The sequence below is a fragment of the Chloracidobacterium sp. genome, from assembly GCA_016720705.1.
Classification (GTDB): Bacteria; Acidobacteriota; Blastocatellia; order Pyrinomonadales; family Pyrinomonadaceae; genus OLB17.
In genome coordinates this window covers 451,526-463,702 of sequence record JADKKB010000001.1, presented here as the reverse complement: position 1 = coordinate 463,702, position 12,177 = coordinate 451,526, and the positions used below count along the sequence as shown (strand labels likewise).

The 12,177-nt window shown below is 51.6% G+C and carries 12 protein-coding genes; 6 read left to right on the top strand and 6 right to left on the bottom strand.

Annotated features, from left to right (window positions below; translation table 11 throughout):
• The first annotated feature begins 16 nt into the window (after positions 1-16).
• The 5 genes from IPQ00_02245 (at position 17) to IPQ00_02225 (ending at position 7,432) form a co-directional block, all read left to right on the top strand.
• Positions 17-589 carry a hypothetical protein gene (locus IPQ00_02245; protein MBL0239386.1) on the top strand — a complete coding sequence of 191 codons (573 nt, stop codon included), beginning with the start codon at positions 17-19 and terminating at the stop codon, positions 587-589.
• 12 nt (positions 590-601) lie between these two features.
• On the top strand, positions 602-1,720 hold the full coding sequence (locus tag IPQ00_02240) for a prepilin-type N-terminal cleavage/methylation domain-containing protein (GenBank protein MBL0239385.1): 1,119 nt from the start codon (positions 602-604) through the stop codon (positions 1,718-1,720).
• 19 nt (positions 1,721-1,739) lie between these two features.
• A complete protein-coding gene (locus IPQ00_02235; protein ID MBL0239384.1) occupies positions 1,740-4,670 on the top strand; it encodes a pilus assembly PilX N-terminal domain-containing protein in 2,931 nt (976 codons plus the stop codon).
• 266 nt (positions 4,671-4,936) lie between these two features.
• Positions 4,937-6,448 (top strand): protein kinase, encoded by a 1,512-nt coding sequence (locus IPQ00_02230; protein ID MBL0239383.1) that lies wholly within the window; start codon positions 4,937-4,939, stop codon positions 6,446-6,448.
• A 15-nt stretch (positions 6,449-6,463) separates the two neighbouring features.
• Positions 6,464-7,432, top strand: coding sequence for a DUF3662 domain-containing protein (locus tag IPQ00_02225; protein ID MBL0239382.1), 969 nt, complete (start codon positions 6,464-6,466; stop codon positions 7,430-7,432).
• A 12-nt stretch (positions 7,433-7,444) separates the two neighbouring features.
• Here the strand turns inward: IPQ00_02225 and IPQ00_02220 are convergent, their stop codons facing one another.
• From IPQ00_02220 to IPQ00_02210, 3 genes are read right to left on the bottom strand one after another with little or no spacing between them, the layout of a single operon-like run.
• Positions 7,445-7,954, bottom strand: coding sequence for a DUF402 domain-containing protein (locus IPQ00_02220; protein MBL0239381.1), 510 nt, complete (start codon positions 7,952-7,954; stop codon positions 7,445-7,447).
• Complete coding sequence (locus tag IPQ00_02215; GenBank protein ID MBL0239380.1) at positions 7,954-8,439, bottom strand: universal stress protein; 486 nt, start codon at positions 8,437-8,439, stop codon at positions 7,954-7,956. The genes IPQ00_02220 and IPQ00_02215 overlap by 1 nt, the downstream gene beginning before the upstream one ends.
• A gap of 52 nt (positions 8,440-8,491) precedes the next feature.
• Positions 8,492-8,950 (bottom strand): winged helix-turn-helix transcriptional regulator, encoded by a 459-nt coding sequence (locus tag IPQ00_02210; protein MBL0239379.1) that lies wholly within the window; start codon positions 8,948-8,950, stop codon positions 8,492-8,494.
• 175 nt (positions 8,951-9,125) lie between these two features.
• Between IPQ00_02210 and IPQ00_02205 the strand changes: the two genes are divergently transcribed.
• Positions 9,126-9,503: a hypothetical protein gene (locus tag IPQ00_02205; protein MBL0239378.1), complete on the top strand. Its 378-nt coding sequence runs from the start codon at positions 9,126-9,128 to the stop codon at positions 9,501-9,503.
• A 100-nt stretch (positions 9,504-9,603) separates the two neighbouring features.
• Here IPQ00_02205 and fsa read toward each other — a convergent pair whose 3' ends face one another.
• Genes fsa through IPQ00_02190 form a run of 3 tightly spaced genes read right to left on the bottom strand, consistent with a single transcriptional unit; the run spans position 9,604 to position 12,177 of the window.
• Complete coding sequence (gene fsa, locus IPQ00_02200) at positions 9,604-10,254, bottom strand: fructose-6-phosphate aldolase (GenBank protein ID MBL0239377.1); 651 nt, start codon at positions 10,252-10,254, stop codon at positions 9,604-9,606.
• Between the two features lie 45 nt (positions 10,255-10,299).
• Positions 10,300-11,043, bottom strand: a complete 744-nt coding sequence (locus IPQ00_02195) for a fumarylacetoacetate hydrolase family protein (protein MBL0239376.1) — start codon at positions 11,041-11,043, stop codon at positions 10,300-10,302.
• Between the two features lie 6 nt (positions 11,044-11,049).
• Positions 11,050-12,177, bottom strand: a complete 1,128-nt coding sequence (locus tag IPQ00_02190; GenBank protein MBL0239375.1) for a hypothetical protein — start codon at positions 12,175-12,177, stop codon at positions 11,050-11,052.

Genomic DNA, 12,177 nt, shown 5'->3' with positions numbered 1-12,177 from the left:
GGAGAGAATAATTAGAATGAGATCACATAGAAATCAAAGCGGCTTTTCATATATCGACGTAATGATCGCGATCGTCATAATGATGGTCGGGATCTTGGCGATGGTCGGTGCTTTGTCGGCGAATTTGGTTCGTTCGATGGAGTCCGAGAGGCGTGTGATGGCCAAACAGCTGGCACTCTCGACTATTGAGTCGATCGTTTCGGCTAAGGAGATCGAACGAGCGGGGGTTGTCGACGGTTGGGATTCGTTGCGAAACGTACTCACGTCGGTCCCGATGGGAGAAACGAACGGAATATTTGTGACTGGTTTCAATCCGGTTCGTGAGGACATCGGGTGGGACGGCGTGGCCGGCACGGTCGATGATGCATGTGCGGGTGCGGACCCGTGTACCGTCACGGGACGCCCGACGAACTCAAGTCCGCTGGTCAAAGGTTTTGCTCGGGAGATCGTAATCACAGATATCGCTGATCCCGAACGACCGACGCCGCCAAATCCGATCACCCGGCGCCGCATCGATGTAAATATCCGGTATTTTGTCAATCAGGCGACTAGGCTTGAAACGGCATCGACGATCATTGCCGCTTATTAAGAGGTCCAAACGATGAATGCTATTCGAAAGAAATTTGCACGGCTAATGTCCCGAGATGCCGTAAACAATGAGTCCGGATTCAGTCTGCTTGAACTGATGATCGCGATGGTCATCTTTTTGATAATTTCGGCAGCCATATACGGACTGCTCCAGATCGGTACCTTCGACCGAAATCGAGCAAGCCGCCGATCAGACGTACTTAAGAACGCTCGTGTGGCTGTGCATATGATCGGCCGCGACGTATTAAATGCCGGCCTTGGATATCACCGCCGCGGGGCGATCGTCCCGGATAACTTCCTTTCGACGCGATTCGGTATCCCTGCCGACGTCGACGGAAACCGAGATATGCTGACGGGCGTTATCGTCGGCAACGAGCGAAATACGAACAATCTCAACAGCGACACCGCCGCCCGTACCGATACGATCACATTTGCGTACCGCGATATGGACTTTAATGGTGGAAACGTGATCGATCTGCTGGGAGTAGCCGCAGTATCAGGTAACCCTACCGTTCCCCGGTTGACGTCAAAGCTCGCTACAGGTGCCGCGGCAGCAAAGCCCTACGACCTTTATCTTGTCGAATCTGATACATCTCAGATCGCGATCATGGCATCGGCTGTCAACGGCTCAAACACAATTGACGCGGCCCCGACCGACCCACTCGGGATCAATCAGCCAATAAATGGTGTGGGCAACCTCGGCAGCGTACTCCGTCAATGTACGTCGTCCGCAGATCAGAATTGCACAACGTACTCAGCGACTGCTAAGCGAGTTTTTGTGGTCAGTTATCAGGTCAAGCCGGACGGCACTCTGGTTCGAGTGATCTACGGCAATAACCGTGGAGCGGCCGCGGCGGCACAAATACAGGAGTTGCCCCTCGCTTACAACGTCGAGGATCTACAAATAAGGTACATCCTGAATGACGGATCAACGTCAGACAATCCGTCGGTCGGGCCTGATGGCATCGTCGGTACGATCGATGACGATTGGCAAGGGTTCAACGACGTGCGACAGGTCTTGATCACGATCAAAGTCCAATCGACGGAAGTAGACGAAAAGACCGGCAAACCGGAATCGATCACCTTGAATTCGACATTTAGTACAAGGAATTTGGGATATGACGCAGGTTAAAACATCTGGTGGTAATAAAATGATGAAACGAAAAACTGCAGCACTTTGGGCGAATATTAGTAAAAGCATCTCGTCAGCCGCCAAGGACGATCACGGTCAGCGCGGTTCGGCAATGGTCATCGCATTGATGGTGATGCTCTTGTTGATGGGATTTGTCGCACTTGCGATCTCGCGAACCAATAGCGAGACGATCGCCGCTTCCAACGACGAATCGGAAACGAAGGCTTTCGAGGCTGCAAATGCGAGTCTCGAGGTACTAACACGTAATTTCAACAAGATCTTTGAGACCAAACTAACCATCGCACCATCAGATATCACCCGGATTCAGGGACAATTTCCCCCGGACTTTGATACGGGATACACATTCGATCAAACGGTAACGCAAACTCAAGCGACACGCGACGTTGTGCTAACGGGCGAGTTCTTTCAGGGTCTCAACGCACGGCGTGACGAATGGCAGCTTGACTCGGTCGCAACTGATAACGCGAACGGAGTTCAGGTCGCGCTTCGCCGTAAATTCCTAAATAATCGAATTCCGGTTTTCCAGTTCGGCATCTTTTACGATGACGACCTCGAATTTCACCCCGGCCCGCGATTCGACTTTGGTGGACGCGTCCATTCAAACGGCTCGATATTTCTAGCCGCAAGTACCGGGCTTTACTTTTCGTCAAAAGTATCCGCGGCGAACCATGTCGTCACCGACGTAGCTAAGAACGGCAATGCTTATACAGCGTGGGGCGACAACGTATTTGTTAAGAACGCATCAGGCGTTTTCACGAAGCTCGCATACAATATGGGCAGTGTTTTAACGAACCCGGCGGTCGGTGCTCCGGCGACGACCAGTCCGTTGCCGACAACCTACAAATCGGCTAACTGGAAATCAAATATGAATCTTTTCCAGGGTAATCTTCTCGCGAACACAAAGCCGCTGCAACTACCGCTCAAGATCAATAGCGATATCTCGCTTCAGAATTTGGACCTGGTCGAGGTCATCAAACGTGGAAAGAAGATAGGCGATATCTGGAATAACGGTACAGGCACGGTCGCAAGCCCGAGCCTCGCTGCGGTAACCGCCGCCAATGAAGATGACAAGGTTACGGCGGCCGAGAGATATTACAACAAAACCGGAATCCGCGTTTCACTTGCTGACAGCAAAGTAAAATTGCCGGGATGTGCGACCACACTAGGCACGGCGGTCACAACACCGTGCGGCATTAGGCTCGACGGTGACGCGACGGGACTAGTGTCGGGAGCAATTGCCGGAAATCGTGGTTACGTGCCCCGAGCAATGACCGGAACACCGGCATATCAGGCAACTGCTGTTAACGGAAATCGGTTTGCCACGGGAAATGCGGGAGGCGGTGAAAACTGGATCAAGATCGAAACGGTAGTCTTTAACCCGGCAACGATCACGTACGACACGATGGACATCACGCAGGATATGCTTGCGTTGGGTGTCACCGACGTCCCGGCGAATGACACGACATTCAAAATTGCCGACGCAAATTACTACACAAACGGTATTGATGGCAGATCGGTCTTCGAACTCCAGCGATTTATTATCACTGGGCCGAATATTCCAAATACCGGATATATTTCCTCCGTCGGAACAGGAGCGAACTCGTACAACTACATTATGCCGGGCACGGTCGCTACCGGAAAGAGTTGCACCAGTGGCGTGGACGCTCTTACGACAACAGGAGCAGATATTGGAACTATCACCGGATCACCCAGTTACTTTCCAAATAATTTTAGCGGAGATCAGCGTTTCGTAATGCGGAGCGCCACCGTCACGGGCATTACGGGCAAGATACCGTGTGTGGTACCGTTTCCGATCAATATGTTCGACACCCGCGAAGGGCTATATAACGACACGTCCTCCGTATTCAATCCGAAAAGCGGCACGGCTCCCGGTTATGGAACGGCTGTTCCGTGGGCAGGCGTGATGAGTATTGTGGACATTGACGTTGCAAACTTAAAGAAGTTTTTAGACGGAACGTGGGACGCCAAGATGCCGACCGGAACGCCGTACTACACTGCTTCCGGGCACGTGCTGCGTTCGAGTGACATCCCCCAGAATAATGGCTGGGTGATTTATGTTTCGGATCGTCGAGGCGATTTTGACTTCGATGGCGAATACGATATGGAGGATATTTTTGGCGCCAACGACGGAATTATGCAGCCGAGTGAAGACTTTAACGGCTCGGGTAATCTCCAGGCTGACTATACCAACGAAGCGATCCGATACACCGGCACCGGAGCGAGTGCTCCCCGGGACATCGCCGCAGTCTTTAATCACAAATTCTACCGCCGCGGAGTCCGTCTGAAAAACGGCACACTGCCTCCCGGAATTTACGACAGTGCCACTCCGTCAAATACGCGAGGGATTACGTTTGCATCTGAGAATGGCGTGTATATTCAAGGGAATTTCAACGCAACCGGAATTTCATCGGTTGGAACGCCGACTGCATCTAACCTTTATCTTCCGCAAGGGACATCGAGTCACATTCCCGCATCGGTTGCGGGCGACGCGATAACCATTCTTTCAAATGCCTGGACTGACGGCGAGAGCTTTGTTTATCCGTTCACGCTTTCCAGTAGGGCCGCCAGCGAAACCACACAACGTTTTGCGATGCTCGGTGGAGACACCATAACGTCGCTAAGCGGTTCGCCTAATCAGGGCGGCGGCGATCTACGGATGAATGGCGGCGTCCATAACTTTATGCGATTTTTAGAAAATTGGGGTACCCGCCTAAACTACGCAGGTTCTCTGATCAATCTCTATAATTCGCATAACAATAATGGAGCGTTCAAATGTTGTAACAACGTCTATGATCCGCCGGAACGTAACTGGGTTTTCGACGCGACATTCCTCGACGTCAATCGCCTGCCGCCGGGAACGCCGTATTTCCAGAATATCCAAATGACCGGATTCCAAAGGGTTAATTAAAACGTCCGGTTCCACAATTAAAAAGGCCGCGAGCACTGATCTGCACGCGGCCTTTCTTTTACTACGATCATTGACATTCGACGTTGTCTTCGCGAACTCAACGTCCGGATCGGATGGTGCCTGCGGTCCGGGCGTCGGTGACCGTGACGGAGTTCGGGCCGATTGGCGGCACTCGTAGCGATATCTATTCGTTTTTTGAACTTACGCAATGTAATATCGTATTTGATTCGAGGACTTGGGACGCCCGATTCGCTTGACGGGATACGATGAGAGAGCTTTCGCTTAATAATTGCAGATTGGATAAGCGATACGACATCCGTGACGGACTCGGGCGCGGTAGCTATGCGGAGATCTTTGTTGCCCGTGACACGCTTGCTTCGCCTCAGTCGCCTCACAGTACGGTGGTCATAAAGGCCCTGAACGTCTTTCTGCAGGACGACCTGGACGCCGATCTCGAACGTACTCTGGTAGAAAACTTTCAAAACGAAGCGATCGCCCTTGACCGCGTGCGGCACCCGAATGTGATAAGCCGGATCGGCCACGGTACCGCCCGAGATCTCAAAGGCACTGTCTTTCACTATCTTGTACTCGAATATCTGCCCGGAGGAGATCTGCAGAACGCGGTGCGACGCGGCCGAATTCCGCTCAAGCGATCGATCAGATATATCGAGCAAGTATGTGCAGGGCTCGCTCACGCTCATTCTCGCGGCATAATTCACCGGGATATAAAACCGCAAAATCTACTGTTAACGGCCGATCACGAAACTGTCAAGATCGCTGATTTCGGCGTCGCACGCATTAACCTCAATGACGCTCCGATCACTCGCGTCGGCACTAATATTTACGCACCGCCCGAGCACAGCCCGCTCTCGATCGTTCAGGGCCGCTCAGACGAACCTGCTCGATTAACGCTGGCCGCTGACGTCTATTCGCTTGCAAAGTCGGCATATACGCTGATCACCGGCGAGGCTCCAAGAGCGTTTGCCAATAGCCGGATCACGGCGTTGCCGGACGATTTCCGCGACGACGAATGGTCAGACGATCTGCTCAGGGTTTTGAGCCGAGCGACTGCGGATGAACCTATCGAGCGACACCAGAGTGTCGACGAATTTTGGAACGACCTCGCGGCCTTCAGGCAGATCGTGGAAGACGGGGAAGTGAGCACCGTTGTTCGGACTCGGCCCGAGCAACCGCAAGCCCACGTTGCACGGGGTTATACGCCGATCGTCCCGCCTCAACCGCAGTTTGAACCGGTTTCGGATCCTGCACTGCGAGTGGCGGCAAGTTCAGATCGTATGCAGCCTTTGATGCCGCCGCGACAGCCGTCGGCCTTTGTGCCGCCAAGTCCGAAAGCCGAGATTGAAACGCCATCGTCGGTGAACCCAATCAGGCCTAACCCCCCAATTGCACTTACCCCGCCCAAACGGCGCAAGGCGTTGCGGAGACTGGCAACATTTGGAATATTCCTGATCCTTTTTACCGGAATTCTTTACGGGACTCACTCGTATATGAGCGGGCTCGGCATTTTGCCTGCGATCCTAAACCCATTCGGCACCAAGACCGCGGTGGCGAATACGGACATATTTCTGCGTTCTACGCCCAACACGGATAATGACCCGATCGGCCTTGTGACCAAGAAATCAAAGGTTCGTGTTGTAAATGCGCAAAATAATTGGTATCAAGTGGAAGTGGTCGAGCAGGGCCGCGTAGGTAATTTTCCAGCCACGGCGACTCGCGGTTGGCTTTATGGCAAGTATCTGGATATCGACGGCAATTAAGCGAGGATAGAAACTGTGAGCGTTTTAGATAAAGTCAGACGATGGATCGACGGCGACACAGCCGAACTTGTTCTCGAGCAAGCGGCACGGGATGCTCAGGTCAAACCGCGCAGCAAGGCCGAGGAATTTATCGTCCAGATCGCCAAGTCGGTCGAGTCTGTAATGCAGGCCGAGATGGTGCCGCTGCCGCAGGGAACGACCATTATACCGAGCGAATATACGATCTTTCTGAGTGCCGATGACGACAAGGAATGGCAGGGCGTAAAACGCAAGGGACTCGAACAGGGCTTGTACCATATCCTCGCTGAAAGGGCGAAAGAGATCGCCGGTAAGAAAAAGCTCGAAACTCGATCATTTGTGATCGAATTGCGCATCGATGCGACAATGGAAAAGGGAAAAGTGCGTGTTCAGCACAGTTGGGAAGATTCGAACGCAAACAAGACCGGCGTTCTGACTCGTCCAAAGCAGATGCCCGCGATCGCCGCGGTGCCTGTAAAGGCCGCAGTCCCGACCGATCCGAATCTTCATCCGCCAACGGCCGTGTCGCCTCCGCAAGCACGGACACCGATTGCTCAAACGCCACCGACATTGCCGAACGCGAGTATTCAAAGGGCTATTCCGTTGCCACCTGAAGAAGGTGAAGAAATGACTCACGTTGCTGCCCGAGCAACGGAACTTTATCGCCTCGAGGTGTGGCGTGGAAATGTGCGGCAGAACGTGGTGCCGATCTATCAAAAAGAGATCGTAATTGGCCGAGGGTCGAAATCAAAGCCGGTTGATATACCACTCGCCGGCGATGTCGAGATAAGCCGCCGACATTTGACGATGATCACTGATGGCGCAGGGAATTTCTGGGTGGTCAACGAGGGCCGAAATCCGGCAGCGGTCAATAATTATGAACTGCCGGCCGGCCGGCGATTTGCGATAGCACCTGGAGCACCGCTTAACATCTGTAGTTATATCTTGCGGATCCAACCAAAATGATGTGATAGAGGACTAGGTACGAATTGGTAAGTGACTGCTTTGAACCTGTTTGAAGGGATGAACGCCGTCGCGAATGGATCTAGTTATTTCGCCGAGGGTCTGTTTCGCCGTTGCTACTACGTTTTCCGGATATTGGTATTTGACCTTGTTTTTCTCAAACTCGTCCAGATCGACGACTTGTAGTGTCCCGTCAGGCCATACGATAACGTCGATATCCATATCTATAAAGTCCAGTTGGCCGGACTCGAACGAATACGGCATCGATATATTGAAATAGTAGTTGCGGATCGATCCGTCCGGTTGGTGAAACCGAAAAACATTGTACCAACGTCTGGGCCAAAAAAATTCGTAAGAGATCGTGCCCGCAGATATTGTCCCCAGATCAGGATGGACTACGTCCTTTTCAAACTGACCGACAAGGACTACTGAATCAGTTGTGATCTCAACGGGCTGGCAATGCCACGTTCGGCTGATCGATCCGTCAAATTTGCGAGAATTGACAGTTATCGAGGGATCCGACATTATTCGGCAGCGTCAGTCCGCACGACCATCACTGAACAATGCGCGTGATGAACTACCGAATTCGAAACCGAGCCCAACAATAGTCTTTCCCAACGCTTATAGCCGTGGGAACCGATCACGATCATATCAGCGTGAATGTCCTCTGCGGTCTCGACTATCCTGCTGTCGGGCGACCCGTATAGCACGTCTCCGTCGATGGTTACTCCGTCGGGTTGGAGCTTTGCGGTCAGTCTGGCCATCGCGTCTTCCACTACCTTTGCGGCGGATTCGCGAGCGGTCTTTTCGAGTTCGGTCGTGTCAGGCAGATAGCCGCCGTAAATATCAACGGCAAGCGGAACCGCCATATCGACGACACTGACGACCCTTACAGAATCCTCATTGTCGAGTCTCAATTTCGCGACCATATCGGCCGCAGCTTCGCTGTATTTAGTTCCGTCGGTTGCAAGTAGTATCTTCAAGAGAGCCTCCGTGGTTATGTCGATCAATTTCGGATAACCGTATTCTAGCTATTTTTAACCAAAAAGCGAATTGCAATTTCTAGTCGCCGTCTTCCGGAGCAGGGCGGCCGGCATAATTGCTCCGGAGTTTATTGAGTATGCCGAATGCAACCGCTCGCTCTGTTGCATTAAGGCAACTTAGGCAATTTGCTTCGAGTTCGAGCCACTGAGCCTCGATTTCGGGGCGCTTCGAGATACCGGCCGGTGTAATAAATATCCGTGTCGAACGAGCATCATTTTCGTACTTTGCACGTGTGACCAGGTCTATCTCGATCAGGCCATTGACCATTTTATGTATGGTCGGAGCTGCGATATCCAATTTTTTAGCGAGGTCGACCTGACGTTGGCCGTCTTTTTTCCACAATTCGAATAGCACGAAAATCTGGCCGCCGTGCAGCCCGATCAGACCCATCCTATGTTCGAGGGCGGTGCGGAATCCGGTCGAAACCTTGGCAAGAACGAAGCTTACAGTGTCTTCAAATTTAATGAGATCTTCCATCTATGTGAGAGCTCCTATTACCTTAAGCAAGGAATTTGCTGGCTAATAATCAACCCGTAGCGGGCTACACAGAGATTAATAGCCTGCTAATTAAAGTTACTTAGCGTGCTAATAATCAAAGATTAGCACGGTACTCGTTATTTAGAAAGTATCCAAAGTACGCTAAGATTTATATATGGAAAATGTTGAAAAGCTCAAGAACGCACGTAATATCCTACTTAAACTGCATAAGTCATTGATCGATCGCGAACGTGAGTTGTTTGAGGAGATCCACGGACCGCTTAAAGCGAGCGAGTTTTTGAATATCCTTTTGGAAAATGCAGACTTTGCTTGGCTTCGAAAGTTCTCGATGTTGATCGTGGAGATCGATGAGATGTTTGTCGCCAAAGACGGTGTTCCGGATGATCTGGTCAATGCGAATCTGGTAATGATCTCAGAGCTCGTCGAAATGACGGAAGAAGATGAGTATTTTCGGGCTAAGTACCGAAACGCCGTGCAGAAATACCCTGACGTGGCGGGACTGCAGGCCGAACTGCGATCGTCTTTGTCTTAGTTTAGTTATCCGACAAAGTTGAAGCCGCAAATGCGGGCACCCAAACAAATGGCGGAAGCGTATAGCACGCTTCCGCCATTACTAATGTATGCTCAGGCAACTAACTGCGGCCGCTCTTCTTCCAGTCCGACATAAACCCGTCGAGTCCCTTATCGGTCAACGGATGCTTGACCAATTGCTGTATCACCTTGAATGGGATCGTTGCGACGTCTGCTCCGGCAAGAGCACAATCGACGATATGCATGGGGCTACGGATCGAGGCTGCCAGCACCTCGGTAGCAAATCCATAGTTATCGTAGATCTGTACAATATCGCGAACGACCTGCATTCCTTCTTGACCAACATCGTCAAGACGACCGATGAACGGTGAGATATAGCTCGCACCGGCCTTGGCGGCTAGCAGGGCCTGAGCGGCCGAGAAGCATAGCGTGACGTTCACCTTCGTGCCCTCAGCACGGAAGATGCGCGTCGCCTTAAGGCCTTCGAGCGTCAAAGGGCATTTGATCACTACATTCGGAGCGATCTTTGCCAATTCGCGTCCTTCGCGAAGCATACCTTCAGTATCGAGTGCCGTCACCTCAGCGGACACGTCGCCATCGACGATAGCGCAGATCGCGGCGATGTGTTCCTTAAAGTCGACATCGCCTTCTTTGGCGACAAGTGATGGGTTGGTGGTAACGCCATCGATCATTCCCAGTTCGGCGGCTTCTTTGATTTCGGCTAGATTTGCCGTGTCAATAAAAAATTTCATATTTACCTTTTAGATTTCAGTGCAAGAAAAACTGTAACGACGTGCTTAAACCACAGGGTTTGTGAGTATTCCGATGCCCTCGATCTCAACCTCGCAGATATCTCCGGCACTCATCTTGGACACGCCGGACGGTGTGCCGGTCGCAATAACATCCCCAGCATTGAGCGTCATCATATTTGATATATATCGTATCAGAAACTCGACGGAGAATACCATTTGCGACGTTCGGCCTTGCTGTCGCACGTCGCCGTTTACTCGTGTCGTTACCGACAGATCAGTGGTGTCCAGATCAGTTTCAATGAACGGACCGATCGGGCAAAATGTGTCAAATGATTTTGCCCGCGTGAATTGGCCATCCTTTCGCTGAAGATCGCGGGCAGTCACGTCATTGAGGCAGGTGTATCCAAAGACGTATTCCACTGCGACGTCCTGCTCCGTAAGTCCTTTACATTTCTTAGAGATAACGATTGCGAGTTCACCTTCGTGTTCAACCTGATCTGATTGTGTAGGTATTACTATAGCGGCGCCGTCATTGATGATCGCCGACGGAGCTTTAAGGAACAAAAGCGGTTCAGACGGCACATCGTTTCCCAGTTCCTTGGCGTGGTCCGCATAATTTCGGCCGACACAAACGATTTTCGACGGCGATGCCGGCGGAAGCATCGTGACTTCATTCAGATCGAAGCTCGCAACGTGATCGGTCAAAATATCGCCGAACAGATGCACCCGATCGTGATCGATCACCCCGATATGGGTCTCGCCGTTGTAGCTAAATCTGCATATCTTCATAAATGTCTATCTAACTGTTTCGGTCACAACCTCGGACGGAAGACTAACGTTGCCCGTGGTATCCGTCGCGGTCAAGTAATAAAAGTATTGTTTTGCCGCCTCGACTGTCGTGTCTTGGAACGTATTTGTTTTCAACAACGTAGGCGTTAGGAGTTGCCATTTCTCTTTAGGCGTATCGCGATCTGTTGATCGATATACTGAGTATCCGGCAATATCCTTTTCCGGATTGATCGCGAAGAAGATAGAGATCTGTTTCTGCCCAACGGCTAGCGTTATTGCCGCCGGAGCACTCGGAGCAAAACTATCGATCGGCTTCAGCTTTAGGATATTGGTCTCGAGGCTCTCGATGGGGTTTGCATCCTTTCCGACCGATACCGCACGAACGAAATAGAAATACGTTTTTCCAAATTCAAAGAAATCGTCCGTGTATTCAGTCGTTGTGATCGGTGATTTGTTCAGCAATTTTCCGGGATCTGTTTCAGACATCGACCGGTAGACATTGTATCCGAGCACGCTGACGGGCGTCGTGCCGTCGATATTTGTTGTGGGTGGCTGCCATTTTAGGCTGATCGAGTCCTGCGAAAGGACTGCGACAAGCCCGGACGGAACATCGGCAACCTTTGATGCCGGTTCGATCATAAAGAAGTTGGAAAACGCCGCCTTTTGTCCGGATGCATTGGCAAAACGCATTGCGTAACGGAGTCTTGCGGGTTGTCCCGCAAACGCAAGGTTGTCCGTATGGAAAAGTGTCTTGAGCCCAAAGTCCGAATCTTTTATCGAAAGCGTGGCGATCAAAGTGCTTTTCGAGGCAAATTCTTCTTCAGAAAGCGTCTGTGGTGCCGACGATGGCTCGGCGAACCGATAGATATCGATCCGGTCGATATTAAGAACGCTCGTCCTTTCGGCGTTTCGGGCAGGCATTTTCCAATTAAGGATCACCTGATTACCTCTTTGAAATCCGCTCAGTTCAACCCGCTGAGACACACGTTCCTTCGGCGGGGTCGGCGGCTTTCGTTTGCCGCAGCCGAAACTAAGTATGAGTGTCGTAGCGACGCAAAGCAGAATTAGAGTGCGGCCGCCGAAACGGTCGGTAAACTTCTGAAACGACGAACTTTTAGCAAAGTTGAGCAACAT